At 63.9% G+C, this 26505-nt stretch carries 23 protein-coding genes; 12 read left to right on the forward strand and 11 right to left on the reverse strand.

Annotation, left to right across the window (positions count from 1 at the left end; translation table 11 throughout):
- From nuoL to nuoN, 3 genes are read left to right on the forward strand one after another with little or no spacing between them, the layout of a single operon-like run.
- Positions 1-2214, forward strand: a complete 2214-nt coding sequence (nuoL, locus tag R3X27_RS22710; protein WP_317711194.1) for an NADH-quinone oxidoreductase subunit L — start codon at positions 1-3, stop codon at positions 2212-2214.
- A 4-nt stretch (positions 2215-2218) separates the two neighbouring features.
- Positions 2219-3769, forward strand: coding sequence for an NADH-quinone oxidoreductase subunit M (locus R3X27_RS22715; protein ID WP_317711195.1), 1551 nt, complete (start codon positions 2219-2221; stop codon positions 3767-3769).
- A gap of 2 nt (positions 3770-3771) precedes the next feature.
- Complete coding sequence (nuoN, locus tag R3X27_RS22720; RefSeq protein ID WP_317711196.1) at positions 3772-5217, forward strand: NADH-quinone oxidoreductase subunit NuoN; 1446 nt, start codon at positions 3772-3774, stop codon at positions 5215-5217.
- Positions 5218-5453: 236 nt separating this feature from the next.
- Here the strand turns inward: nuoN and R3X27_RS22725 are convergent, their stop codons facing one another.
- The 3 genes from R3X27_RS22725 to pdeM form a co-directional block, all read right to left on the reverse strand.
- Complete coding sequence (locus R3X27_RS22725) at positions 5454-6308, reverse strand: PilZ domain-containing protein (RefSeq protein ID WP_317711197.1); 855 nt, start codon at positions 6306-6308, stop codon at positions 5454-5456.
- A 148-nt stretch (positions 6309-6456) separates the two neighbouring features.
- Positions 6457-7461: a C4-dicarboxylate ABC transporter gene (locus R3X27_RS22730; protein ID WP_317711198.1), complete on the reverse strand. Its 1005-nt coding sequence runs from the start codon at positions 7459-7461 to the stop codon at positions 6457-6459.
- Between the two features lie 338 nt (positions 7462-7799).
- On the reverse strand, positions 7800-8456 hold the full coding sequence (pdeM, locus tag R3X27_RS22735) for a ligase-associated DNA damage response endonuclease PdeM (RefSeq protein WP_317711199.1): 657 nt from the start codon (positions 8454-8456) through the stop codon (positions 7800-7802).
- Between the two features lie 229 nt (positions 8457-8685).
- Between pdeM and R3X27_RS22740 the strand changes: the two genes are divergently transcribed.
- From R3X27_RS22740 to R3X27_RS22755, 4 genes are all read left to right on the forward strand, one after another.
- Positions 8686-9345: a hypothetical protein gene (locus R3X27_RS22740; RefSeq protein WP_317711200.1), complete on the forward strand. Its 660-nt coding sequence runs from the start codon at positions 8686-8688 to the stop codon at positions 9343-9345.
- A gap of 59 nt (positions 9346-9404) precedes the next feature.
- Positions 9405-10757, forward strand: coding sequence for a PQQ-like beta-propeller repeat protein (locus tag R3X27_RS22745; protein ID WP_317711201.1), 1353 nt, complete (start codon positions 9405-9407; stop codon positions 10755-10757).
- A gap of 263 nt (positions 10758-11020) precedes the next feature.
- Entirely contained in the window at positions 11021-12472 is a 1452-nt protein-coding gene (der, locus tag R3X27_RS22750) for a ribosome biogenesis GTPase Der (RefSeq protein ID WP_317711202.1), read from the forward strand.
- Between the two features lie 448 nt (positions 12473-12920).
- Positions 12921-13154 (forward strand): EF-hand domain-containing protein, encoded by a 234-nt coding sequence (locus tag R3X27_RS22755; protein ID WP_317711203.1) that lies wholly within the window; start codon positions 12921-12923, stop codon positions 13152-13154.
- 46 nt (positions 13155-13200) lie between these two features.
- Here the strand turns inward: R3X27_RS22755 and serS are convergent, their stop codons facing one another.
- The 3 genes from serS to R3X27_RS22770 form a co-directional block, all read right to left on the reverse strand.
- Positions 13201-14493, reverse strand: coding sequence for a serine--tRNA ligase (gene serS / locus R3X27_RS22760; protein WP_317711204.1), 1293 nt, complete (start codon positions 14491-14493; stop codon positions 13201-13203).
- A 153-nt stretch (positions 14494-14646) separates the two neighbouring features.
- Positions 14647-15339, reverse strand: coding sequence for a haloacid dehalogenase type II (locus tag R3X27_RS22765; protein ID WP_317711205.1), 693 nt, complete (start codon positions 15337-15339; stop codon positions 14647-14649).
- Positions 15340-15354: 15 nt separating this feature from the next.
- On the reverse strand, positions 15355-15615 hold the full coding sequence (locus R3X27_RS22770) for a hypothetical protein (RefSeq protein WP_317711206.1): 261 nt from the start codon (positions 15613-15615) through the stop codon (positions 15355-15357).
- Between the two features lie 160 nt (positions 15616-15775).
- On the opposite strand from R3X27_RS22770, the gene R3X27_RS22775 reads away from it, so the two are divergent.
- Positions 15776-16144 carry a NifB/NifX family molybdenum-iron cluster-binding protein gene (locus R3X27_RS22775; protein ID WP_317711207.1) on the forward strand — a complete coding sequence of 123 codons (369 nt, stop codon included), beginning with the start codon at positions 15776-15778 and terminating at the stop codon, positions 16142-16144.
- Between the two features lie 91 nt (positions 16145-16235).
- On the opposite strand, the gene R3X27_RS22780 is transcribed toward R3X27_RS22775, so the two are convergent.
- From R3X27_RS22780 to R3X27_RS22795, 4 genes are read right to left on the reverse strand one after another with little or no spacing between them, the layout of a single operon-like run.
- Positions 16236-17213, reverse strand: a complete 978-nt coding sequence (locus tag R3X27_RS22780) for a methyltetrahydrofolate cobalamin methyltransferase (RefSeq protein WP_317711208.1) — start codon at positions 17211-17213, stop codon at positions 16236-16238.
- Positions 17210-17917: an HAD-IA family hydrolase gene (locus tag R3X27_RS22785; protein ID WP_317711209.1), complete on the reverse strand. Its 708-nt coding sequence runs from the start codon at positions 17915-17917 to the stop codon at positions 17210-17212. Before R3X27_RS22785 ends, R3X27_RS22780 begins: the two co-directional genes overlap by 4 nt.
- Positions 17877-18803 carry a methylenetetrahydrofolate reductase gene (locus tag R3X27_RS22790; RefSeq protein WP_317711210.1) on the reverse strand — a complete coding sequence of 309 codons (927 nt, stop codon included), beginning with the start codon at positions 18801-18803 and terminating at the stop codon, positions 17877-17879. Before R3X27_RS22790 ends, R3X27_RS22785 begins: the two co-directional genes overlap by 41 nt.
- Before the next feature lie 26 nt (positions 18804-18829).
- Positions 18830-19126, reverse strand: coding sequence for a virulence factor (locus R3X27_RS22795; RefSeq protein WP_317711211.1), 297 nt, complete (start codon positions 19124-19126; stop codon positions 18830-18832).
- Positions 19127-19374: 248 nt separating this feature from the next.
- Between R3X27_RS22795 and R3X27_RS22800 the strand changes: the two genes are divergently transcribed.
- Positions 19375-20487, forward strand: coding sequence for a Ppx/GppA phosphatase family protein (locus R3X27_RS22800; RefSeq protein WP_317711212.1), 1113 nt, complete (start codon positions 19375-19377; stop codon positions 20485-20487).
- A gap of 89 nt (positions 20488-20576) precedes the next feature.
- On the forward strand, positions 20577-21296 hold the full coding sequence (locus R3X27_RS22805) for an RlmE family RNA methyltransferase (RefSeq protein ID WP_317711213.1): 720 nt from the start codon (positions 20577-20579) through the stop codon (positions 21294-21296).
- Here R3X27_RS22805 and R3X27_RS22810 read toward each other — a convergent pair.
- Positions 21284-21541, reverse strand: coding sequence for a hypothetical protein (locus tag R3X27_RS22810; RefSeq protein ID WP_317711214.1), 258 nt, complete (start codon positions 21539-21541; stop codon positions 21284-21286). The genes R3X27_RS22805 and R3X27_RS22810 overlap by 13 nt on opposite strands.
- Positions 21542-22073: 532 nt before the next feature.
- On the opposite strand from R3X27_RS22810, the gene R3X27_RS22815 reads away from it, so the two are divergent.
- Together R3X27_RS22815 and R3X27_RS22820 are read left to right on the forward strand one after the other, a co-directional pair.
- Positions 22074-23216: an efflux RND transporter periplasmic adaptor subunit gene (locus R3X27_RS22815; protein ID WP_317711215.1), complete on the forward strand. Its 1143-nt coding sequence runs from the start codon at positions 22074-22076 to the stop codon at positions 23214-23216.
- A 4-nt stretch (positions 23217-23220) separates the two neighbouring features.
- Positions 23221-26400, forward strand: a complete 3180-nt coding sequence (locus tag R3X27_RS22820) for a multidrug efflux RND transporter permease subunit (RefSeq protein WP_317711216.1) — start codon at positions 23221-23223, stop codon at positions 26398-26400.
- Positions 26401-26505: the final 105 nt, after the last annotated feature.

Genomic DNA, 26505 nt, shown 5'->3' on the forward strand with positions numbered 1-26505 from the left:
ATGGCAACCATCATCCTCTTCGCCCCCCTGATCGGCGCGATCATCTGCGGCTTTTTCTGGCGCATCATCGGCGAGAAGGCCGCACAGATCACGGCCACCGGCCTGCTCTTCCTGTCCTTCTTCTTCAGCTGGGTCGTGTTCTTGACCCATGACGGCGTCACCGAGCACATCTTCATCATGCGCTGGATCGACAGCGGCAGCCTCGTGGCCGACTGGGCTATCCGCATGGACCGGCTCACCGCGATCATGCTGGTGGTGGTCACGACCGTCTCCGCGCTCGTCCATCTCTACAGCTTCGGCTACATGGCGCATGACCACGCCTTCCCCGAGGACGAGCCCTATCGCGCCCGTTTCTTCGCGGAGCTGTCGCTCTTCACCTTCGCCATGCTGATGCTGGTCACCGCCGACAACCTCGTGCAGATGTTCTTCGGCTGGGAAGGGGTGGGCCTCGCCTCCTACCTGCTAATCGGTTTCTACTACAAGAAAGAGAGCGCCGGGGAGGCCTCGATGAAGGCCTTCATCGTTAACAGGGTTGGCGATTTCGGCTTTGCCCTCGGCATTGCGGGCCTGTTCTTCATGGTCGACAGCGTCCAGCTGGACGATGTCTTCGCCGCCGCCCCGATGCTGGCCGAGACCGAGATCAGCTTCCTCTGGCGCGACTGGAATGCCGCCAACCTGCTGGCCTTCCTGCTCTTCGTCGGCGCGATGGGCAAATCGGCCCAGTTCATGCTCCACACCTGGCTGCCGGACGCGATGGAAGGCCCGACCCCGGTCTCCGCGCTGATCCACGCTGCCACGATGGTGACCGCGGGCGTGTTCCTCGTCTGCCGCATGTCGCCGCTCTTCGAATTCGCGCCCGGGGCTGCCAGCTTCGTGGTCTATATCGGCGCCATCACGGCTTTCTTCGCCGCCACGATCGGCCTGGTGCAGAACGACATCAAGCGCGTCATCGCATATTCGACCTGCTCGCAGCTCGGCTACATGTTCGTCGCCGCCGGTGTCGGCATGTATTCCGCCGCGATGTTCCACCTGCTGACCCATGCCTTCTTCAAGGCCATGCTCTTCCTCGGCGCCGGCTCCGTGATCCACGGCATGCACCATGAACAGGACATGCGGAACTATGGGGGCCTCAAGGCCAAGTTCCCGGTCACCTACTGGATCATGATGATCGGCACGTTGGCGATCACCGGTGTCGGCATCCCGCTGACCACGATCGGCTTTGCCGGCTTCCTGTCCAAAGACGCGATCATCGAGAGCGCCTGGGCGGGCGGCACCATGGCCTCCGGCTTCGCCTTCTGGATGCTGGTCATCGCCGCGCTGATGACCTCCTTCTACTCCTGGCGCCTGATGTTCCTCACCTTCCATGGCGAGCAACGCGGCGACAAGCACACCCATGAGCACGCGCATGAGAGCCCGATGGTCATGCTGGCCCCGCTCTACGTGCTGGCCGCCGGTGCCATCCTCTCCGGCATGCTCTTCTACGGCTCCTTCTTCGGCCATACCGACCAGGTCGCGAAGTTCTACGGCATCCCGCTCGCGGGCGAGGAGGTCCACGCGGAAGCCTCGATGGAGGGTCACACGGACGAGACCCATGCCGAGCATATGGCCGACGGCACCGCGGTCGAGCATCACGGCGAGGAGGCCGCGACCGCCCATGCCGACGAACATGGCACGGACACGCATGCCACCGATACGGCGCATGCGACCGAGGCCGCGGACGACCACGCTGCCGACGGTGAGCATCACGCGGCCTTCGGCGGCAACCCGGGCGACGGAGCGATCTATTTCGGTCCGGACAACCACGTGCTCGAAGACGCGCACGCGGCGCCGGTGCTGGTCAAGCTCTCGCCCTTCATCGCCATGCTTCTGGGCTTCGGGCTTGCCTACCAGATGTATGTTCGTCGGCCGGACTGGCCCGCGAAGCTGGCCGAGAACCAGAAGCCTCTCTACACCTTCCTGCTCAACAAGTGGTATTTCGACGAGATCTACGATGCGATCTTCGTGAACCCGGCCCGTGCGCTCGGCCGCTTCCTGTGGAAGAAGGGCGACGGTTCGGTGATCGACGGTGGCATCAACGGGTTGGCGATGGGGATCATCCCCTGGTTCACCCGCCTCGCCGGGCGCGCTCAGAGCGGTTACATCTTCCACTACGCCTTCGCCATGGTGATAGGCATCGTGATCCTTGTCTCCTGGATGACGATCGCGGGGAACTGAGACAATGCAGAACCTGATCTCCATCATCATCTTCCTGCCGCTCATCGCGGCGCTGATCCTCGCGCTTTTCCTGCGCGGGGAGGATGAGGCCGCGCAACGCAACGCCAAGTGGCTCGCGCTGATCGCCACCACGGCGACGCTCTTCATATCGCTCTTCCTGCTCGCAGGGTTCGACTCTTCAGACACGGGCTTTCAGTTCGTCGAGGACCGCGAATGGCTGATGGGGCTGAAATACAAGATGGGCGTGGACGGCATCTCGATCCTCTTCGTGATGCTGACAACGTTCCTCATGCCGCTGACCATCGCCGCCTGTTGGGGTGTTACCAGTCGCGTCAAGGAATACATGATCGCTTTCCTGGTGCTGGAAACGCTGATGCTCGGCGTCTTCACCGCACTTGACCTGGTCCTCTTCTACCTCTTCTTCGAGGCAGGCCTGATCCCGATGTTCCTGATCATCGGGATCTGGGGCGGCAAGGAGCGCATCTACGCGGCGTTCAAGTTCTTCCTCTACACCTTCCTCGGCTCGCTGCTGATGCTGGTGGCGATGATCGCGATGTATGTCGATGCCGGCACCACCGACATTCCGACCCTGATGAACCACACCTTCGCCGCCGAGACTTTCCCGGTCCTTGGCATCCAGGTCGTCGGCGGGATGCAGACGCTGCTCTTCCTCGCCTTCTTCGCCAGCTTCGCGGTGAAGATGCCGATGTGGCCGGTCCATACCTGGCTCCCGGACGCGCACGTCCAGGCGCCCACCGCCGGCTCGGTCATCCTGGCCGCCGTGCTGCTGAAAATGGGCGGCTATGGCTTCCTGCGCTTCTCCCTGCCGATGTTCCCGGTCGGCTCCGAGGTGATGTCCACCTTCGTGCTCTGGATCTCGGCCATCGCCATCGTCTACGCCTCCCTCGTCGCCATGGCGCAGGAGGACATGAAGAAGCTCATCGCCTATTCTTCCGTTGCCCATATGGGCTACGTGACCATGGGGATCTTCACGGTGAACCAGCAGGGGCTCGACGGCGCGATCTTCCAGATGATCAGCCACGGTTTCGTCTCCGCAGCGCTCTTCCTCGTGGTCGGCGTCGTCTATGACCGGATGCATACACGCGATATCGCCGCCTATGGCGGGCTCGCGGTGCGGATGCCGGTCTACGCGCTGATCTTCATGCTCTTCACCATGGCCAATGTCGGCCTGCCGGGTACCTCCGGCTTCGTCGGTGAATTCCTGACCCTGATGGCGATCTTCCAGGTCAATACCTGGGTGGCGCTTGTCGCCACCTCCGGCGTGATCTTCTCGGCCTGTTACGGGCTCTGGCTCTATCGCCGGGTCATGCTCGGCCAGCTCATCAAGGAAAGCCTCAAGAGCATCAAGGACATGGACAAGCGCGAGAAGGCGATCTTCGCCCCGCTCGTGGCCATGACCCTGCTCCTCGGTGTCTATCCCGCCCTGGTGACGGATATAATCGGTCCCTCCGTGGAGGCCCTGATCGGTCACTACGAAGTTGCCCTGAATGATTACGCGCCGGCAGCAGAGCTGGCCTCGGCTGGAGACCACTGAGAATGACTTCCTCCGACCTCGCCATCATCCTGCCCGAGATCTTTCTCGCGCTCTACGCCATGGTCGCCCTTCTGGTCGCGGTGTGGACCGGTAAGGACAAGGTGGCTTCGCTGCTGACCTGGATCTCCGCCGCGGTGCTCATCGCCACGGCGCTCTGGATCATGCTCTCGGGCGGGGAGACGCGCGTCGCCTTCTCCGGCATGTTCGTCGACGACCAGTTCGCTCGCTTCGCCAAGGTCACGCTGCTCATGGCCTCGGGCATCGTGCTGCTGCTTTCGGAGGGCTTCTTCGTCCGCCGCGACGCGCTGGTCTTCGAGTTCCCGGTCCTGATCGTGCTGTCGACCATCGGCATGATGGTGATGATCTCCGCCGGCGACCTGATCGCGCTCTACATGGGCCTCGAGTTGCAGTCGCTGTCGCTCTACGTGCTTGCATCGATCCGTCGCGACAGCCTCCGCTCCACGGAAGCCGGCCTGAAATACTTCATCCTTGGCGCGCTCTCCTCGGGCCTGCTGCTCTACGGGTGCTCGCTGACCTATGGCTATGCCGGATCGACCAACTTCAACGACATCTTCGCCGCCGCGACGGATGGCCATGTCGGCTTTGGCCTGCTGCTCGGCCTGACCTTCATGATCGCCGGTCTCGCTTTCAAGGTTTCCGCCGTGCCCTTCCACATGTGGACGCCGGATGTCTATGAAGGTGCTCCGACCCCCATCACCGCCTTCTTCGCCTCTGCACCCAAGATGGCTGCCATGGCGATGTTCGCCCGCGCCATGCATGACGCTTTTGGCGACGCCGTGGCGGACTGGCAGCAGATCGTGGCCTTGATGGCGGTTCTGTCGATGTATCTTGGCGCCGTCGCCGGTATCGGCCAGCGCGACATCAAGCGACTGATGGCCTATAGCTCGATCTCGCATATGGGCTTCGCACTGGTTGGCCTCGCCGCTGGCACGGAACAGGGCGTGACCTCGATGCTGATCTACATGGCGATCTACGTGACCATGAATATCGGCACCTTTGCCTTCATCCTGTCGATGGAACGCGAGGGACAGCACATCACCTCGATCGACAGCCTGAACATGCTCTCGAAGAAGGAGCCGGTGAAGGCGCTGGCCATGCTGATCCTGCTGTTCTCGATGGCTGGCGTGCCGCCACTCGTGGGCTTCTTCGGCAAATTCGCCGTTCTCATGGCCGCACTCGATGCCGGTCTCGTCTGGCTGGCTGTGCTTGGCGCCATCGCGTCCGTCATCTCGGCTTTCTACTATCTGCGGATCGTCTACTACATGTATTTCGGCTCCGACGAGGTGGAGCAGATCGATGGGACCATGTCGCCCGTCCAGTGGACTGTGCTCATGGCTTCGGCTGCGATCATGGTTCTTGGTGTGATCAATCTCTTCGGTGTCGACGGTTTCGCGGCCAATGCAGCCGCCTCGCTCGTGATCAACTGATCCGAGACCCAGTCTCGCGGAAACGGCCCGGCCTCGCGGTCGGGCCGTTTTCGTTTGGCGACGATCTGTTGCGGCTATCAACGGGTAGCCTGACCTGATGCGGGCGGCGGGAAACGGGACGAAGATCGTGAAAGGCGGCATTGGCTTCCGGGGCACGGAGGGCCGTCCGCGCTCCTGCAAGACATCCTGAAAGGCGTCCTGCGGGTCCAGTCGCAGCGGTTTCGGTTCCCGTCCGGTTATCCGGGGGCGTGGTCGGTGAGCTGAAGGATCTCCTTGACAGCAATATGCTTGGCGAAGCGGACTCCCATCCCTTCATCCGTGGACCATGTCACCACGCCGTCATGCCAGTTCTCGTCCCAACGCAGGGCGATCTCCGCGTTCTGGGCAAGGATCACCGGCGCGCGCGGCCGGATCTTGGCGCCTCCGACGCTGATGTCGAGCACGCGACAGGGAATTCGTGCGCCATAGGTGCTCAGGCTTGCTTCGAGATCGACGTAGAAGCGTTTATGCGCGCGCTGGTAGTTGCTCTCCCATCTCATGCCGAGTCCCAGGACAGTCGCACCGGCCGCAACAATCAATCCGAGAAAAAGTAGGGCGTGGATGCCCAGAACGCGTCCCTCGAACCATTTCTGTCGCTCGCGGGGAGCCTTGCCGGCGGACCCCTCGATCTTCTTGAGCTTGTCGAAGCCGCTGGTGCATCCTGAGGATTTCATGTTGCCTGAGAAGAAGCTGAAGGCCCTGCGGGCGTTCTCTCCATGATATGCCTGCAGCATGGCTGCCGTGCCGCCGGTGGAATAGGCGTCCAGTAGCTGTTTTCTGGTGTGGACATATGTGTCGGCCTTGGCGGATTCCCCGGCATACCACTCCTTCAGATAGCGGAATTTCCGGTTGAGCCGTCGGACCTCCTCCCGGGCAGCGATCCGCGTTTCTTCCGTGTTCGGGCGCGCGGCGAGATCAATGACAACCATCTCCGTCTGCCCGATCTGTTCCATGAACTGGCAGAGCATCGACGTGTTCTCGGTCTCCGCGGAAGCGAAGGTTGCTCCCCAGAGACAGGAAAGCAGGGCGCCAAGGAAGATCAGGATCGGCACTGTCAGGTCCGTTCACTGCCAATGATATCTCGGTCAATACCAACCAGAAATCCATTAAGATTCCCTGCATCAGCCCAGATCCGGGCAGCCGCTATGCGCGCCTGCGCTGATCGCCGGCGCGGTTCGAAGCTGTTCAGGCGGGCGGCGGTTATTGTGCGTTCTCGCTGCGGAACGTCTCGATATTGGTCCAGACCCTTTCGAAGAACGGATCGGCCGCGATATGGGTCTGCACGACCTTATGCCAGGCGTCCTCGAATGCGGTCAGCATCTCTGGAGACCATTCCCGGAATTCTACCGTTCCCTGTCCCAGCAATGCCTCCCTGGCGAGCATGTTCTGTTCTTCGGAATAGAGCAGCCCTTCCATGAGGCTGGTTCGGCAGGTCTGTTCCATGAGCGCCTTGGTCTCGGCGTCGAACCCGCCCCAGACATCGCCGTTCACCAGCAACTCGAACAGCGTCGAGGGTTGGTGCCATCCGGGCATGTAGACGATGGGCGCTTCTTCATGCAGCCCCAGATAGATATCGGTTGCCAACCCGGAGAACTCGACAGCATCGAGATCGCCGTTTTTCAGCGCAAAGGCCAGGCCGTCGTTGAACTGTGGCGGCACCTCGACACCAAGACTGCGCATGACATCGCCGCCCAGCCCGAAGATCCGCATCTTGAGGCCCTTGAGGTCCTCCGGTGAGGTGATCTCCTTCTTGAACCAGCCGGAAATCTCCGGAGGCAACAGGCCGCAGGGAAGGATCTTCACGTTAAATCCCGCGCGATCATACATCTCCTGGTAGAGATCCAGACCGTCGCCCCGGTCCATCCAGGCGAGCCGTTCGATCGGGGACAATCCGAAAGGATAGGCGGAAAAGAGCGGGGCAGCGGGAAGCCGGTCCTGCCAGTAGCCTGCCAGCGTAAAGCCGGCATCCGCGAGCCCGTCCGAGACGGCTTCGAGGGTCTGGAAGGCCGGCACGAGCACGCCGGGTTCGACGGGTTCGAACACGACCTCGCTCGAGGACGCGTTAAAGGTGTCCGCAAAACGCGCCGTTTGCGCGCCGAGAATCGGCACATCGCTCCCGATTGCAGAGGACACCCTGAGCAATTGTTCGGCATGAGACGTGGACGCCAGAAAGAGGGCCGCCACTGCCATGAGGATAACGTGCATCTCTGTGTCTCCCGCATTTCAGGAAAAGGGTCCCGTTGCCAGGCAAACCGCTTGCTGACGCGAGTGCTCCACATGCAGGCCTGCCAGAGCCATCCACGGGGTCGGGTTCCGAAGGACAATGCCCCGACGCAGGCAGACGGTTGGTTACTATCAGGCAGACGATTGGTTACGATTCGGTGATCAAACGCATCTATGCGGCCAACTCTGCGGTGTCTTGAGCCAGTTTTTTCAAATCACAGTTTTCAGGAGAAGCTTGTTGTCTCCGGTTCGGCCCTGCCACGACTTCATGGGCGCGGTGACGGAGAGGGCAGGCAAGGTAGAATGCCGCGACATGGTTCTCAGCAGGCTGCGAGGGGCAGGACGGCCCGTGTCGGGCCGGTCAACACGGCCAGAGCCGAGGCGTCCATGAGAGCGGCAAGATCGGGCGTGGCGGCGTTCAGCCCGCCGGTATAGGTCCCGAATGCCGGCAGGATGAGGCGGCGGCGGTCCGCGAGAAAGCAAGGGCGACGCAGCCCGCCCAATCGCGCCTTGGGATGGTAATGCCCTGACACTTCGCCCGGTTCTGCGTCCGGCTCCGCGATATGCCGGAAGATCAGGGGTGCGGCGCAATAGCTGCCAAGGATCTGTCCGGGAAGGGAAATTGGCCCCGGATCGTGATTGCCAGTGATCCAGATCCAGTTCCGCCCCGCCATCATCCGCGCCAGCCATTGCCCATGTGACGGATCGAGGCTATCTGCCGCGACGAGATCGTCGAAACTGTCCCCGAGGCAGATAACGACCGCCGGTGACAGAGCCGAGATCTCCGCGTCGAGCCGTTCCAGCGTTTCGGCGCATTCGTAAGGCGGCAGCAGCCCGCCACCGCGCCGGGCCAGTCGCTCGGCCTTGCCCAGATGCAGGTCCGAAACGCAGAGCAGGCGCGCATCCGGCCACCAGAGCGCTCCGGAGCCACGCAGCTCCAGCCGGGCGCCGGCGAGAATATGTGACACCGTGTTCATGATGTGTTCGTGCCGTGGCCACGCGTCAGATGCAAGAGAAATGGTCCGGGACAGGCTGATATCCGGGGCAGGGGCGGCGGCTGCCCGGCGGCTATGCCGCGCCGTCGAGTGGTACTTGGCATTGAATGACGCTTCGGGATATGAGAAGGCGATTTCCATGGCCGCGCGGGGATTTGTCCGCCGGGCTTCAAAGTGACGCGCCGGGGCGCAAGAGACGGGCAGAGACGTAATGAGCGAATCCGACAGCTTTATCGACGAGGTGAATGAAGAGGTACGCCGCGAGCGGCTCTACCGGACATTCCGCAAATACGGTTGGATCGCTGTCACAGCGGTGGTGCTTATCGTCGGCGGTGCGGCCTTTAACGAATATCGCAAGGCCGCGGCGACCTCTGCGGCGCAGGACCTCGGCGACACGATCATGACGGCGTTGGAACTGCCGGAGGAGGCGGATCGGATCGAGGCGCTCGGGCAGGTGCCCGCAGAGGGCGACATGACGGCCGTGATGGACCTGCTTGTGGCGGCCGAACAGATGGCGGCGGCGGATCCCGAAGCTGCTGTTGCCAAGCTGACGCCGCTTGCCGCGCGCAGCGATCTGCCGCTGGCCTATACGGACCTTGCTGCCTACAAGATCGTGATGATCGGCGGCGAGACTGTGACGCCGGATCTGCGCGCGCAGCTTCTGGAGCGACTGGCGACGGCAGGCGCGCCGTATCGTCCTCTTGCACTTGAACAGCAGGCGCTTGACCTTGCCGTGGCCGGCGAGACCGAGGCGGCGATCGACGCGGCCCGCGCGATCCTGGAAGAGCCGGGACTGACGCAAGGCTTGCTTCAACGCGTCTCGCAGTTGATGTTGGCGCTTGGCGCGGATGCCAGCCTGTCAGAAGGTTGAGACCGGGCGGGTAATGTGACGGACGGGTACGGATACGGGTACGGACGGGGGAACGAGCTGTGAAGGCATTGGGATCTGCTGCGGGTTGGGCGATGGTTGCCCTGATGCTGGCCGGGTGTGGGGGAGACCCGCCGCTGGAGGGCGAGCGGTTCGACGTTCGCACGCCACTGGCGATCTCCGCAGAGGACGGCGCGACATCCGCAGCCGTGGAAGGCGCGTCACCCGACACAGCCATCTCACGGGACGTCCCCTTCTCCGCCTCCCGTCAGGTGAACCATTCCGAATGGACCCATCGTGGCGGTTCGGCGACCCACCGTCTGCAGCATCCCGCGCTCGCCTCGCGGGTCAGTCTCATCTGGACCGCCGATATCGGGTCGGGCGACAGCCGCAAGGCGCATATCACCGCCGATCCGGTGATCGCCGGTGGTCGCATCTTCACCCTCGACGCCCGCTCTCGCGCCATGGCCCATTCGACCTCCGGCGCCGCGCAGTGGTCTCGCGACCTGACCCCGGCCTCGGAGCGGACAAAGGACGGCTCTGGCGGCGGGCTGGCCTATGGCGGCGGCAAGCTTTTCGTCACCACAGGCTTCGGCGAGTTGCACGCGCTTGACCCGGCCACCGGCACCACGCTCTGGACGCAGGGCTTCGACGCCCCGGTCTCTGGAGCGCCGACAGTCAAGGGCGACCTTGTCTATGTCTCCAGCCGCGACAACCGCGCCTTCGCGGTAAAGGCTTCGAATGGCCGCCTTGCCTGGCAATTGTCGGCCGGCCCGTCGCCCTCGGCAACGATCAACGGCGCCGGTCCGGCGGTGGATGGCAGCATCGCCGTCTTCCCCTTCGGCTCGGCCGAACTGGTCGGCGCATTGCCCCAGGGCGGCATCCGCACCTGGTCGGCCACGCTCGCGGGACGCCGCCGCGGCAAGGCCTATTCCTTGATCACCGATATCTCCTCGGATCCGGTCATCGTCGGAAGCACGGTCTATGTTGGCTCGCCTTCGGGTCGCATTGCCGCTTTGGACAGCTCCAGCGGCGAACGGATCTGGACCGCGACCGAAGGGGCGATGAGCCCGGTCTGGGTTGATGGCGGCTCGATTTTCGCGGTCTCCGACATCCAGCAGCTGATCCGGCTCGATGCCTCGGACGGCTCGGTGATCTGGAGCGTGGACCTGCCCGGCTTCAAGAAGGAGAAGCCGCGCAAGTATCGCGATGTCTTCGCCCATTACGGCCCGGTTCTCGCCGGCGGCCGGCTGATTGTCGCCTCTGATGACGGGCAGCTGCGCAGCTTCGATCCGAGAAGCGGCGCGCTGGTCTCGGCGGTCGAGATCCCCGGCGGTGCGACGACCAACCCGGTCGTGGTTGGCGGAGTGCTCTATGTCGTGAACGCCAAGGGACAGCTGCTCGCCTATCGGTGAGGGGCGGCCTTGCGGCTGGTGGAGCCATTCGCCCGGTTCCACAGAGGCGCGACGCTCCCCCGGACCGCGCCGACTCAAGGGGCTGATCCGGCGCTGCCACCGCATTCCGACCTTGCATCCGTGCCATTCTGCGCAGAGCCGCAACCTCGGCACGGCGTCCCGTGTCGACTTGCGGCACTGGCGTCTTTTCCTCCCCCTTCTAAGCCGCCGCAAAACAGTCTAAACAGCCCAATCTGACCCGATTCCCGTTTCGCGAGCGCAAGATGAGCTTCACCCTGGCCCTTGTCGGCCGCCCCAATGTGGGCAAGTCGACCCTGTTCAACCGCCTTGTCGGCAAACGTCTGGCGCTGGTCGATGACCAGCCGGGGGTCACACGCGATCTGCGTGAGGGCGAGGCCCGGCTCGGTGATCTGCGGTTCACCGTGATCGATACCGCGGGTCTTGAGGAAGCGACCGACGAATCGCTGCAGGGCCGCATGCGGCGACTGACCGAACGCGCCGTCGAGATGGCCGATGTCTGCCTCTTCATGCTCGACGCGCGCGTCGGCGTGACGCCGGCGGACGAGGTCTTCGCCGAGATCCTGCGCAAGAAATCGGCCCATGTGCTGCTTGCCGCCAACAAATCCGAGAGCAATGCCTCTGAAGCCGGTGTGCTGGAAGCCTATGCGCTCGGCCTTGGCGACCCGATCCGCATCTCCGCCGAACATGGCGAGGGCATGGCCGATCTTCATGCCGTGCTGATGCCATTGGCCGATGCTTTCGAGGCGCGCGCGGTCGAAGATGCGCCGGAAGTGGATGTCGAGCTGTCCGAGGAGGGTGACGGCGGCGAGATCGACCAGTCCAAGCCGATCCAGGTCGCGGTGGTCGGTCGGCCGAATGCCGGCAAATCGACGCTGATCAACCAGATCATCGGCGAGGACCGGCTGCTGACCGGCCCGGAAGCCGGCATCACCCGCGACGCCATCGCGCTGCCGGTCGAATGGAAGGGCCGCAAGATGCGGATCTTCGACACAGCCGGGATGCGCAAGAAGGCGCGGGTTCAGGAGAAGCTGGAGAAGCTCTCCGTGTCCGACGGGCTGCGGGCGGTGAAATTCGCCGAGGTCGTGGTTGTGCTGCTCGATGTGGAGATCCCGTTCGAGCAACAGGACCTGCGCATTGCCGATCTTGCCGAGCGTGAGGGCAGGGCGGTCGTGGTCGCTGTCAACAAGTGGGATCTCGAGGACGAGAAGCAGGACAAGCTGCGGGAACTGAAAGAGGCGTTCAATCGCCTCCTGCCGCAGCTCAGGGGCGCGCCGCTGATCACGGTTTCCGCCAAGACCGGGCGCGGGCTGGACCGCTTGCATGACGCGATTGTCCGGGCACAGGATGTCTGGAACCGCCGCGTTCCGACGGCACGGCTCAACCAGTGGCTCACCGGCATGCTGGAGGCGCATCCGCCCCCCGCGCCGGGCGGGCGCCGGATCAAGCTGCGCTACATGACCCAGGTCAAGACCCGTCCGCCGGCTTTCGTCATCATGGCGAGCTTTCCGGACAAGCTGCCGGAGAGCTATAAACGCTATCTGGTCAACGGGTTGCGCGACGATTTTGACATGCCCGGCACGCCGATCCGGCTGACCTTCCGCAGCCAGTCGGACAAGAATCCCTACAAGGACAAGAAGAAGTCCACGCCGTCCCGGCTGCGCAAGCATCTGGGCAAGGGACGCGCCGACGAATAGGTGAGTCGCCGCACAGCCGACGTCCCTTTGGCGGTCTCTGAGGCTGGTCGAGTGGCGCGATCCCGTGACTGGGCCAGATTCCGCCACAGAAGCCACTCGGCCGGATTTCGCCTGCGTGGCTTCTTGCCGAAGTAGAAGTTTCTTTAAATTTCAGTCCCTTGCGGCGAGATGCTGCAGGAATGACCTGAAGTGGCAGAACTTCGCTCTGCCAGAACCTGCCATTGCAGGTTTTTCGAGACGTTTCGGGGCCTTGCGCGGCGGGCGTGATGCGCTGGTCGCTCATGGCAAAAAGCCGCTGCGCGAGAACTGGCCGGAGCCCGAAATCTTCTATGAAATCAAGGCCTAGTCAAATTGACTGACGGCGCTTTCGGACCCAGTTTTCTGTCCGTGGAGCGCTGGTGCTCCATCGTGAAACGGGTCCAAAGGCCCGGTCCAATAGGAGAGTAAAATGATGAAATTCCTGCTTGTAACGGGTCTGCTCGTTGCGTCGAGCCTGTCCGTCAGCGCCCAGGGCATGGTCGAGGATACCGATGGCGACGGGGTTTTCTCGATGGACGAGCTCAAGGCAGCTTATCCGGATCTGACCGAGGACACCTTCTCGGTGGTCGACACCAATGCTGATGGCGTGATCGATGCCGAGGAGCTTGCCGTGGCGATCGGGGCGGGCGTATTGGCAAGCTAATCCCGCACAGGAAGCGGCCCCCGGAGCGATCCGGGGGCCGTCAGGTCTAGACCAGCGCGCCGTCCGCGGTGATGCGGGTCTTGCCGCCGAGCCATTGATGCAAGACTTGCGGCAGGACCACGGAGCCGTCTTCCTGCTGGCCGTTCTCCAGCACCGCGATCAGGCAGCGCCCGACAGCCAGGCCGGAGCCGTTCAGCGTGTGGACGAATTCCGGCTTGCCGCCGCCCTCGGGACGGAAGCGGGCATTCATCCGGCGGGCCTGGAAGTCGCCGCAGACCGAGATCGAGGAGATCTCGCGATAGCTGTCCTGTCCCGGCAGCCAGGCTTCGATGTCATGCGTCTTGCGCGCGCCAAAGCCCATATCACCGGTGCAGAGCACGATGGTGCGATAGGGGATGCCGAGCTTCTCGAGGATGGTCTCGGCGCAGCGGGTCATGCGCTCATGCTCGTCGAGGCTCTTGTCGGGATGGGTCACGGAGACCATCTCGACCTTCTCGAACTGGTGCTGGCGCAGCATGCCGGACGTGTCACGCCCCGCCGATCCAGCTTCCGAGCGGAAGCAGAGCGAATGAGCGGTGTAGCGGCGGGGCAGGTAGCTTTCCTCGAGCGTCGCGTTGTTGACGATATTGGTCAGCGTCACCTCGGAGGTCGGGATCAGCCACCAGCCTTCGCGCAGCAGATAGCTGTCCTCGCCGAATTTCGGCAGCTGGCCGGTGCCATACATCATCTCTTCGCGCACCATGACCGGGCCGTTGACTTCCGTCAGCCCATGTTCGGTCGTGTGCGTGTCGAGCATGAATTGCGCCAGCGCCCGGTGGACGCGGGCGACGGCACCGGACATCAGCACGAAGCGCGAACCGGCGAGCTTTGCCGCCGTCTCGAAATCCATGCCGTCCTGAACGCAGGCCAGCTCGTAATGCTCCTTCGGCGCGAAATCGAAGACGCGCGGCTCGCCCCAGCGACGGATCTCGACATTGTCGTCCTCGTCCTTGCCGTCGGGGACCTCCGCCAGCGGCATGTTCGGCAGCGTGGCGAGCAGCTCGGTCAGCTTCGCGTCCTCGGCCTTGGCGCCGTCTTCGAGCGCGGCAATCTCGGCCTTCTTCTCGCCGACGAGCGCACGGAGGCGTTCGAACTCGGCCTCGTCGCCCTTGGCCTTGGCAGCACCGACCTGCTTGGAGGCGGCGTTGCGTTCGGCCTGTGCGGTCTCGGCGGCGGTGATCTTCTCGCGGCGGCCGGCATCGATGGCGAGAATGTCGGAGGAAGAGACCGACACCCCAAGCCGCGCCATGGCGGCGTCGAAGACTTCCGGGTTTTCGCGAATGAAGCGAATGTCATGCATCGGGTCTCTCCTTCAGGCCCTGGTTGAACGTGGTCGCGTCATGCCGCAAAGCCGGGCAAAGGAAAAGGGGGAAGAGGCCGCGCGCGCGGTCGCGGAGGGATATGTTGCAGGTGGGCGCATCGACAGACCCGTCCCTGTGGCCGCCTGTCGGTCTTAGAGCCCCGGTGATTGCGCCAGTTGCCGGGCAAGATCCCCGAAATCCTCCGCGACGATGTCCCAATCCTGCGTCGCTTCGAGATCCGTCGTCTGGGCCGGCCCGTGTTCGTCGGGGCGGCGCACGAAGCCGGTGGCAAGTCCAAGCGCGCGCGCCGCGCGCAGGTCACCGTTATGGGCCGCAACCATCATCACCTGGTCCGGCCGCAGCCGCAGCGCGGTGCAGGCGGCGAGATAGACCAATGGGCTCGGCTTGTAATCCTGCGCCAACTCCGCGCCGAGGATGCAATCCCAGGGCAGGCCCGCATGGCGCGCCATCCGGGTGATCAGTGCGATCGAGCCGTTGGAACAGGGCGCAATGATCCGCTCTCGTCGGAGATCCGTCAGCCCGGCGACCACGTCGGGCCAGGGGGCGAGCCTTTCCCAGGCCCTGTTGAGCATGTCCGGATCCGTCAGCGTCACGCCAAAACGCTCGGCCACGGTCAGCAGGTTCTCCAGGTGCAGCTCCTCCAACGGCACATAGCCCCGCGCGCCCTCCCGCACCCGGGCCATCGCGGGGTCGTATTCGCTCCGCCAGCTTTCGGCGAAGGCGAGCGAGTCCACCTCTGGCAACACCGCCGCGACCTCGCGCGCGACGGAGCGGCGCCAGTCGACGCAGGTCCCGAAGACATCGAAGATCAGCGCCTCGATCATGGGTGCGCCCGACCGTTACCGCATCGCCGTAAGCGTGGAGATGAGGAGGCCCCGGCGCCGGTCGCTTTCCTCGTTGATCTGCTCGGCCACACCCGTCGCGTGGGACAGGTGCTGCTCCACGACATCCGCCTGTTCCCGGCAGCAAACTTCCATCGCGCGGTGCATCGCCTTGTCGATGGCGGCGAGGATCTCTGCCTCGTGCCCGTCAGTCACGCCCGTTCCCTCTATGGCGCGGATCTCCTCCAGCGCTTCGCGTGCGATTTCGTGCAACGCCATGATCCCATCCTCCTCTTTTGTGTCATCCAAGCACGGCGCCTCGGATCTCTCAAGGCTGGACGTCCTTGCACCTGCCGACCAATTGCGGCAAGCCATGCGCGACGCAAGCCATCCGCATGGAAAGCCAGCGCCGCAAGCAGCCGATTCCAGGGAGCCTCGCATGCGCATCGCCATCACCAGTCAGAATTTCCGCACCATCACCGGCCATGCCGGCAAAACCCGCCGTTTCCTCGTCTACGAGGTCGAGTCCGGCACTGAGCCGCGCGAGATCGAGCGGCTGGACCTGCCGAAAGAGATGTCGATGCATGAATTTCACGGCGACGGCCCGCATCCGCTCGACAGCGCCGATGCGGTCGTCACGCTGAGCGCGGGCGCTGGCTTCATCCGCCGCATGGCCGCGCGCGGAATCACCGCAATGACCACGTCCGAGACAGATCCCGCCGCAGCGGCCCGCGCCGTTGCAGAGGGGCGGCTGGCGCCGGCCATGCCGGGGCTTGGCGGGGACCACGTCTGTTCCTGTTCACATTGAAGCGCGCGCGCCTGCGTTGAGGCTCTGGCCTCATGGCGTCGCGCCGGCCGGGGGCACCTTCACCTTTGGGTGCCGCCGGCCTCCTGTGCGGCTACCCCCGGCGGCGACGGCGCCCACGGCCTGACCCGGCTGCGGCGGCCGCCTTCGAGGCCTCGGCAAATGTCGCGCCTTCCTTGACCGCGTCGAGCACCTTGGCCAGCCCGATCCAGGCCGCACCATTGGGGTCGTGGTTCATCAGCATGTTGGCGGCGCGGATGGCTTCCATTTCGACCGAGCGCACCGGGTTCATGATCGCCGAGGTCATGCCGGCGCCAATCGCCATCGGCAGGAAGGCGGCGTTCACGCCATGACGGTTCGGCAGGCCGAAGGAGATGTTGGACGCACCGCAGGTCGTGTTCACGCCCAACTCGTCGCGCAGGCGGCGCACCAGCGTGAAGACTTGCTGACCGGCCGTGGCCATCGCGCCAATCGGCATCACCAATGGGTCGACCACGATGTCATGCGCCGGGATGCCGAAATCGGCCGCCCGCTCGACGATCTTCTTCGCCACTGCGAAGCGGACGTCCGGATCCTCGGAGATGCCGGTGTCATCGTTGGAGATCGCGACCACCGGAACGTTGTATTTCTTCACCAGCGGCAGGATCACGTCCAGACGCTCCTCTTCGCCCGTGACCGAGTTCAGAAGCGGCCGTCCCTCGGCCATTTCCAACCCGTTTTCAAGCGCACCCGGCACCGAGCTGTCGATGCAAAGCGGCACATCGACGATGGCCTGGATGCGCGTGATCAGCTCCTTCATCAGCGTCGGCTCGACGAAGTTGTTATCCGCGTAGCGCGGGTCTTCGGCCATCTTGTTGGTGAAGACCGCGCCGGAATTCACATCGAGAACCATCGCGCCGCAGGCAACCTGTTCGAGCGCATCCTTCTCCACGGTCGTGAAATCGTCGGCCTCCAGCTCGCGTGCCAGCTTCTTGCGTCCCGTCGGGTTGATCCGCTCGCCGATCACGCAGAACGGCTCGTCGAAGCCGATGGTGACGGTCTTGCTCTTGCTCTCGATAACAGTGCGCGTCATGCGGGCTGTCCCTTCAATTGGTCGATATGGTGTGACAATGCCGGGTCGGCATAGTCCTCTATTGTTGCCGCGGCGCCGACGGCCCGCAGATCTTGGTCGCTCAGCATGGAGCGAATGCCGATGGTCTTCAGCCCGGCCCCGACGGCCGAGCGAATCCCCGTCTCGCTGTCCTCGAAGGCAAGCGAGACATCCGCATCGGCGCCCAGCCGGCGCAGACCCTCGAGGTAAGGCTCCGGGTGCGGTTTGCCGCGCGCGCATTCATCGCCGATCACCAGTGTGTCGAAGCGCTCCGCGATGCCGAGCGCTTCCAGCACCGCCTCGCCATTGTCGCGCGGCGCGTTGGTGACGACTGCCTTGGCCCAGCCCATCTCGTCGGCCAGATCGAGCAGGGCCAGCGTGCCGGGCATATTGGGATGGCCCGGGCCCAGCAGCTTGCGGTATTCCGCTTCCTTGTGATCAGACCACCATTGCGCATCCTCGCCCGGGCAGAGATCGCCAAAGATATCGACATTCAGCCGCCCATGCAGCTTGTCGCGATAGAAATCGAAGTCGATGGTGACGCCACGCGGCTCAAAGAGGTCGGCGAAGACCTGGGCATGCAGTGTGTCGGAATCGATCAACGTTCCGTCAAGGTCGAACAGGAGAGCGGTTTTCATCAGGGTCTCAGCCAGTTGCGGCAGCAGCGCGGGCTTGCGCGCCGCCATGTTCGGCCGTCCATCCGGCCGTGGCCTTGATACCCCCCAACGGGAAGAAGTGCACCCGGCTGATGTTGAATTCCGGGTTTGTTGCCTTGTGGACGGCCAACTCGTACAGGATCTCGTTCGGCTCGAAGGGCATCACGAGCTTGGTCACGTCCCGCGCGCGGCGCTGCAATACACGCATGCTGGCGCCCACACCGCAGGCCACGGCGAACTTGATCATCGTCTGAAGCTTCGCCGGTCCGGCAATGCCGATATGGATCGGCAGCTCGATTCCGGCCTCCCGGATCGCGTCAGCCCAGGCGATCACGGGCTTCGACTCGAAGGCGAATTGCGTGGCGATGGCCATCTCGGCGTTGGAGTCGCGCGCATAGGCCTGTTTCCAGTGAAGCGCGTCCATGACCCGCCGGGTGCTTCCGGCCGGGTCGATGTCACGGTTGCCTTCGGGATGACCGGCAACATGGAGATGGGTGAACCCGGCATCTTCGAAGAGACCGGTTTCCAGCAGCGCCATGGAGCTGTCGAAATCGCCGCGCGGTGCGTCGACACCGCCGGCCAGGATCAGGCCTTGTTTGACATCGGCCTCGCCCTGGTAGCGGGCAATCCAGTCGGCCAGCGTGGCCTTGTCCTTGATGATCCGGGCGGGGAAATGCGGCATGACCGGGAAGCCCTCGGCGGTGAGCCGCTTCGCGGTGGCCACCATCTCCTCGATCGGTGTGCCCTCGATATGGGCGATATAGACCCGCGTACCCTGCGGCAGCAGCGTTCGGAAATCCTCGACCTTGGCGGCCGTGCGCGGCATCACCTCTATGGAGAAGCTCTGCAGGAAACTCTCCATCGCGGCTTTGCAGTCAGGCGTGGCGGAGCGCTTGCGAAACGGTAGCAGAGCCATGGCGGCCTCCAATATCTGTGCCGGCTTCAATCCCATCCGGCGTTTGCGATAAGTTGCTTGATGCGGGTCGTGTCGTATTCGGTCTCGATGCGTGCGATCTCGGCGGCCAGGATCTCGGCCGGCTCGCCCTCGATGGCAAACGGCGCCGCCTTGCGCCATTCGGCGAGATAAGCGTCGGTCTCACTGGCCCCAACCGCCATCGCGCAGCGGTCGATCGCCTGTTCGAACCGCTCCGGCAGGGGGGCCTTCGTGCCGCGCCGACCCTTGCCCACGATGACCTGGGCGGGAATGTCGCGCCAGTAAACAATGGTCACATCGGGCATCGGGTTGGCTCCATTCGCAGCTGCTACTTCCCCTTTACGATGCAGCACGCACGAAAAAGGGCCGAATATCGACACCGAAAGACGCTCAAGCGACCTCCGGCCATACTCTGAGGCAAGGCTACCCTCGCGGTGCGGCAGGTGTAAGCATCGAAATACTCATGATGATGATGAGATGTGCGATCCTGTGACACTTGCGTGATCCGGCCCGCGGGGCTAGCGTGGTCACAACTCGAAATGGAGGGCGTAACATGGCGCCCAAGCGTCCCGCAGGCGCGGGCGCGTTCCCGAAACCGGTTGCAACCCCCGCGCCGAAACCGCTCGATCCAGTTGCGCCCTATGCGGCGCTGGATCTGGGCACGAACTCGTGCCGCATGCTGGTGGCCCAGCCGAAAGGCAGCCAGTTTCATGTGGTCGACAGCTTCTCCAAATCGGTGCAGCTTGGCATCGGTCTGGAGGCGAGTGGCCGGCTTTCGCGCGCCTCGATGGCGCGGACGGTGCAGGCGCTCAAGATCTGCAAATCCAAATTCCAGAAGCACAAGGTGCGGAGGATGCGGCTCGTGGCCACCGAGGCCTGCCGCCGGGCGAAGAATGCCCGCGATTTTATCCGCTTCGTGCGCCGCGAGACCGGGCTGCGGCTCGACATCATCGAACCTGAGGAGGAGGCGCGACTGGCCGTGGTCTCCTGCGCGCCACTGGTCTCGGTCAAGACCGAGCAGCTTCTGGTGGTCGATATCGGCGGCGGCTCGACGGAGCTTGTCTGGATTGACCTTTCCCGTGTACCCGGCCCGGAGCGGCCGCGCGCGATCATGCGGCTGCACAAGGGGTTCGATTTCTGCGAGGACCTCTTCCCACGCGCCCGTGTCGTGGATTGGATCTCGGTCCCGCTTGGCGTCGCCACGCTGAAGGATCAGTTCCGCGATGTTGAGGATGATGCGGGGCGTTTCGCGCTGATGTCCTGGTATTTCGAAGAGCAACTGGCCGATTTCTCGCCTTATGCCCATGAGCAGGCGCGCGAGGGGTTCCAGATCATCGGCACCTCCGGCACGGTCACGACCGTCGCGGCCAGCCATCTCGGCCTGCGCCGCTATGACCGCACCAAGGTTGACGGGCTGCGCATGTCGTCCGACCAGATCGATTCCGTGATCCGCGGCTATCTCGATCTCGGTGAAGCGGGGCGGCGCGCCGATCCGCGCATCGGCAAGGATCGGCAATCTCTGATCATGTCCGGCTCTGCGATCCTGCAAGCGCTCATGCGGGTCTGGCCCACGGACCGGCTCTCGGTAGCGGATCGGGGGCTGCGCGAGGGGCTGCTTTATGCGCAGATGTCCTCGGACGGGGTCCTGGAAGACGGACCGTTCTGAAGCCGTCTGTGGCGGTTGCCTCCAACGGGGAGTTCACACCGGTCCACCGAAGGCATAAGACATGATGCCAGATCGAAAAGAGGCAAACGATGGCGAAGAAGACCAGCGGCCGCGGCCAGCGAGATCTGCGCGTGAAAGTGAAGACGGCGCGTGGGCGCAAGATGAGTTCGACGCTCTGGCTGGAGCGGCAGCTCAACGATCCTTACGTGGCCCAGGCCCGCAAGGAGGGCTATCGCGGGCGCGCGGCGTACAAGATCCTGGAACTGGACGACAAGTATCGCTTCCTCGTGCCCGGTGCGCGGGTGGTGGATCTCGGCTGCGCGCCGGGCGGATGGTGCCAGGTCGCCGTGAAGCGGGTCAACGCGCTCGGCGAGAAATCGGGCAAGGCGGTCGGAACGGTGCTGGGGGTCGATCTGCAGGAGGTCGAAGCGATTGCCGGGGCCGACCTGCATGTGCTCGATTTCCTTGAGGACGGTGCCGATGACAAGGTGAAGGCCTGGCTGGGCGGGCAGGCGGATGTGGTCATGTCGGACATGGCGGCGGCGTCTTCCGGGCACAAGCAGACCGATCACCTGCGGATCATGGCGTTGTGCGAGGCGGCCGCCGAGCTGGCTTTCGACGTGCTCAGCCCGGGCGGGACCTTCGTGGCCAAGGTGCTGGCGGGCGGCGCGGAGGGTGATCTCCAGAAGCTGCTCAAGCAGCGTTTTACCAAGGTTGCGAATGTAAAGCCGCCGGCAAGCCGTTCGAACTCGTCGGAAAAATTCGTTGTCGCGACCGGGTTTCGCAGCGTCGACTCTCAGGAAGACTGACGCAGCAGCACGGCAAGCGTGAGCCAGAGTGCCAGCGGCCCGCCAGGGCCGGCATAGGCGAAGAGCTGGGTCGCGACCGCGAGCGCTGTTCCGCTGGCGAGAACAAGCAGGACCTGTTCCGGCAGCGGCAGGGCAAGGATGCGGGCGCGGGTCTCTTCGGGGGACAACCCGACCACCAGTCGCGACAGCGCTGACAGGAAAGCCCGGCGGGGCAGGGTGAGCAGGCCGGTCAGGGCGTTCGACACGTCTGAGTCCTTTTCTTCCACGTCCCGATCCGTTCCAGACATTGCATCGCGCGGGATGCGAGTCGTCGGGCAGGCTCATGCTTGCGACGCGGCGGTTACAGGATAGTTAAAATTGCCCGAAAATCTTGCTGGACGACATGGTTACCGGTTTGGCAAGGTTTTGTTGCGCGGGTCGAAACACCGGCTCGACGGCGACGCGTCCGCAAGGCGGTGATGTCGATGTGGCAGTCCGGAAACCGGGGGCTGAGCCGCGCGACTTCCGGTGGGATGGACAGGCTCTGGGGAGAGGTTTTCAGCGTCTGGTCGAGAAAGGTGCTCCGGGCAGTCCATGCGCGGGCACCGCAATCGGGGTGCCCACGGGCATGAATCGGGCGGCCTTGTTGGTCGGACCGCTACTACCGGTGAGGCCCCGGCGCGGATTTCCGCGTCGGGGTCTGTCTCTGCGGCGTTGTTCTTCAGCCGAAACAGGCTATTACTCGGGAAGAAAGGTCGATGGATCGGCCGAGACATGAATCGCGGGGAACAAATCGCCATGTTTTCAAAGTCACGCATTGTATTGTCCAGCCTGTTGGGACTCGGCCTGCTCGCCGGCCCAATACTCGCGCAGGATGAGAGCGCGCCGGTAAAGGTCGCTGTTTCCGCGATTTATTCCGAGGACCTGATAGACGAGGCCAGCTTCATCGGGCGCGGCCAGGCCATCGACAAGGTCGATATCGTGGCGCGTGTCTCGGGCTACCTTCAGGAGAGCCTGGTCGAGGACGGTGCGCCGGTGAAGCAGGGCGATCTGCTCTTCCGCATCGAGCCGGACGCCTATGAAGCGACGCTGGAAGCCCGCAAGGCCGATCTGGCGCGGACGGAAGCGAATCTTGAGCTGGCGAGAATTGAACTCGATCGCAAATCCGAGCTGGTCAAGCGACAGGCCTCGCCGCAAAGCGAGGAAGACATCGCACGGGCGAATGAGAAGATCGCCGAAGCCGATGTGCAAGCCGCCAAGGCCGCAATCCAGAGCGCTGAACTGGACGTGAGCTACACGGAAGTCTCGGCTCCTTTCGATGGCCGGATCGGCGTCGTTGGCACGTCCATCGGCGATCTTGTTGGCCCGAGTACGGCGCCGCTGGTCAACCTGGTGCGCGAACGGCCGATCCAGGTCGCATTCTCGCTGACCGAACGGCAGCTTCTGCGGGTGCTGGAGAGCGCCGATGCGGAGATGCATGAGATCAGCGAGCCCGGCAAAACGCCGGATGTTTTCCTGACCCTGCCCGACGGGTCGCGCATGGAGGAGGCCGGCAAGGTGGTCTTCATCGACAACCGCATCGATCCGGCCACCGGCACGATGGCGCTCAGGGCCGAATTTGCCAATGAAAGGAGGCTGATCGCCGATGGCTCCTTCGTTGACGTGAATATCCAGTCGATGGAACCGAGCACCAAGCTGTTGGTGCCGCAGGCGGCGCTCCAGCGCGACCAGCGCGGCGATTTCGTCCTGATCGTGACCTCGGACCAGCGGGTCGAGCAGCGCTACCTGACGCTGGGACGCCAGCATGAGACCGCGATGGTGGTCACGGATGGCGCCCGCGAGGGTGAGATGGTGATCGTCGAGGGTCTGCAGCGGGTGCGGCCGGGTGCGACCGTTGAATCGGTTGCGGCGGGAACGCCCTCCGACGCGTCCGGGAACTGAGCCCATGCTGTCATCGGTTTTCATTCGCCGTCCAAAGACGGCCATCGTGATCTCGACCGTGCTGTCGATCATGGGCCTCATCGCCTATGCCGTGCTGCCGGTCGAACAATTCCCCGACATCACCCCGCCCGTGGTCAATGTCTCGGCCTCCTATACCGGCGCCAGCGCCGAGACGGTCGAGAACACGGTCGCAGCGCCCATCGAGGCGCAGGTCAACGGCGTCGACGACATGATCTACATGTCCTCGGACAGCTCCGCGACCGGCTCCTACTCTCTTGCAGTCACGTTCGAGGTCGGCACCGACCCCGATATCGCTTCCGTAAACGTGCAGAACCGCGTGGCGCAGGCCACGTCGCAGCTCCCGACAGAGGTGACCGCTTCCGGTGTGGTGACGCAGAAGAGTTCGACCAACATGCTGCTGGTGGCCACGCTGGTCTCGCCCAACGGGACCTATGACGAGGTATTCCTGTCCAACTATGCCTCGATCAACCTCAAGGATGCGCTGGCGCGGATCCAGGGGGTCGGCAAGGCGGATGTGCTGACCAATTTCGCCTATGCGATGCGGATGTGGATGGACCCGGACCGTATGGCCGGGCTCGGCGTGACGCCGGGCGACCTGATCTCGGCGATCAAGGAGCAGAACCTCGAAGTTTCGGCGGGCCAGCTCGGCGCTCCGCCGGTGCCCGAGGGGCAGCAGTTCCAGTACACGATCACCTCCAAGGGTCGCCTGACGCAGGTCTCCGAGTTCGAGGATATCGTGGTGCGCACCGGTGAGGATGGCGCGATCGTACGGATCAAGGACATTGCGCGGGTCGAACTTGGGGCGAACTACTACAACGCCTCTGGGCGCTATAGCGGCAAGCCGGCCACCGTGCTCGCCGTCTACCAGGCGCCGGGCGAGAACGCGCTGGCGATCTCGGAAAAGGTGCTGGCGGAGCTGGAACGGCTCTCGCGCGTCTTCCCCGACGATATCGAATACGAAGTGCCCTACAACTCTACCGACTTCGTTGAGGCTTCGCTCAATGATGTGGTCACGACCCTGATGCTGACCTTCGCCCTCGTGATGGCGGTGGTCTTCATCTTCCTCGGCTCCTGGCGGGCGACGATCATTCCGATGGTCGCGATTCCGGTCTCGCTGATCGGCACATTCGCCTTCCTTTTGCTATTTGACATGTCACTCAACACGGTCTCGCTCTTCGCGCTGGTGCTGGCGATCGGCATCGTGGTCGACGACGCGATCGTCGTGGTCGAGAATGTCGAGCGGATCATTGCGGAAGAGGGGCTGCCAGCGGCAGAGGCGACAGTCAAGGCCATGGGCCAGATCACCGGCCCGGTGATCGCGACAACGCTGGTGCTGCTGGCTGTCTTCGTGCCTGTAACCTTCATGCCCGGCATCACCGGGCGGCTCTATTCGCAGTTTGCCGTGACCATTTCGACGGCGGTCGTGATTTCTTCGGTCAACGCGCTGACGCTCTCGCCGGCGCTCTGTGCGATCATCCTCAAACCGCGCGCCGAGGGTGGCCCGAAGGGGGTGCTGGCGATGTTCGAGAACGGCATCGGCTGGGTGCGCAGTGGCTATACCGGGATCGTGTCGCGGTTCGTACGGGTCTCGCTGCTGAGCATCGTGGTGATTGGTGTTGTGGTTGCGGTGATGGGCTCGATGTTCGCCACCACGCCCAAGGGGTTCATTCCGCTGGAAGATACCGGCGCGGTCTTCGTCGACGTGCAGTTGCCGGATGCGGCCTCGCTGGAGCGCACCGAGGTGGTTACCAGCCGCATCAATGAGCAGATTCAACAGATATCCGGGGTCTCCGGCACGGTGCTCGTCAACGGTTTTTCGCTGCTCAACGGCTCTGGCTCAAATGGCGCGATGATCATCGTCAACCTGGAGAACTGGGAAGAGCGACAGACGCCGGAGCTCTCCGCCGATGGCATTCTTTTGCAGCTCTACGGGCTCGCGAACCAGGAGATCGCGGCCTCCGTGCTCGCTTTCAACCCACCGCCGATCTCCGGCTTGGGCCTGTCGGCGGGCGTCGAGATGAAGGTGCAGCAGACGGGCGGTGGCTCGGCGCAGGACCTCTCGGCGGCGCTTGGCGGCATGGTCTACGCGGCCAACCAGCGGGAGGAGCTGTCGCAGGCCTACACGACCTTCCGCGCCAATGTCCCGCAGCTCTTTGTCGATCTCGACCGGGAGAAGGCAAAGACGCTTGATGTGCCGATCTCGGAAGTGTTCCAGACGTTGCAGGCGCAGCTTGGATCTTATTATGTCAACGACTTCAACCTCTTCGGCCGGGTCTACCGGGTGATGATCCAGGCTGAAGGCGATGCGCGCAAGCAAGTCGAGGATATCGCGGCGCTCCATGTGCGTTCGCAATCGGGCGAGATGGTGCCGCTGGGCACGCTGATCGATGTCGAGAACACGCTCGGGCCGGTTCTGCTCAACCGCTACAACATGTTCCGCTCCGCGACCGTGACCGCGGTGCCGGCGCAAGGGCTGTCGACGGGCGATGCGATCCGGGTGCTGGAAGAGGTGGCTGCCGAGAGCCTGCCGCCGGGCTATGCCTATGAATGGACCGGCACGGCGCAGCAGCAGCTCGACTCGGCTGGAATGGTGGCCCTGATCCTGATGGCGGCGGTTCTCTTCGGCTATCTTTTCCTCGTGGCGCAATATGAGAGCTGGACCATGCCGGTGGCGATCCTGCTCTCGGTGACGGTGGCGCTCTTCGGGGCGGTTGTCGCGGTGGTCGTGGCAGGGAGCGACATCAACCTCTACACGCAGATCGGGATGATCATGCTGGTGGGGCTCGGGGCAAAGAACGCGATCCTGATCGTCGAGTTTGCCATGGAGCGGCGCGAAAGCGGGCTGTCGGTGCGTGAGGCGGCTGTCGAGGCGGCGCATCAGCGTTTCCGCGCGGTGATGATGACGGCGCTGAGCTTCCTGCTCGGGGTCGTGCCGCTTCTGACGGCAAACGGGGCAGGGGCCGCGAGCCAGAAAGCCATCGGCATTGCCGTCTTTGGCGGCATGCTGGCGGCGACGGTGATCGGGGTGATCCTGGTGCCGGTGCTCTACGTTGTCCTGCAGAATTTGCGGGAATTCGTGAAGCGGCTATTGGGGGGGAAACCCGCCCCCGTCGCAAGTGAACCTGTTCCCGTCGCCAGTGAAGGTGTGTCCGAGACCGAGTGATCCTGAAACTTCGACAGCGGTCGGGGTCTCCCGCCCGTCGTCGACGCATCGAAGATGCGCTCCTCCCGTTGGGGGCGGCGGGGGGGGGGGGGGGGGGGCCCCCCC

Source organism: Tropicimonas sp. TH_r6, from assembly GCF_033101155.1.
GTDB lineage: Bacteria > Pseudomonadota > Alphaproteobacteria > Rhodobacterales > Rhodobacteraceae > Tropicimonas.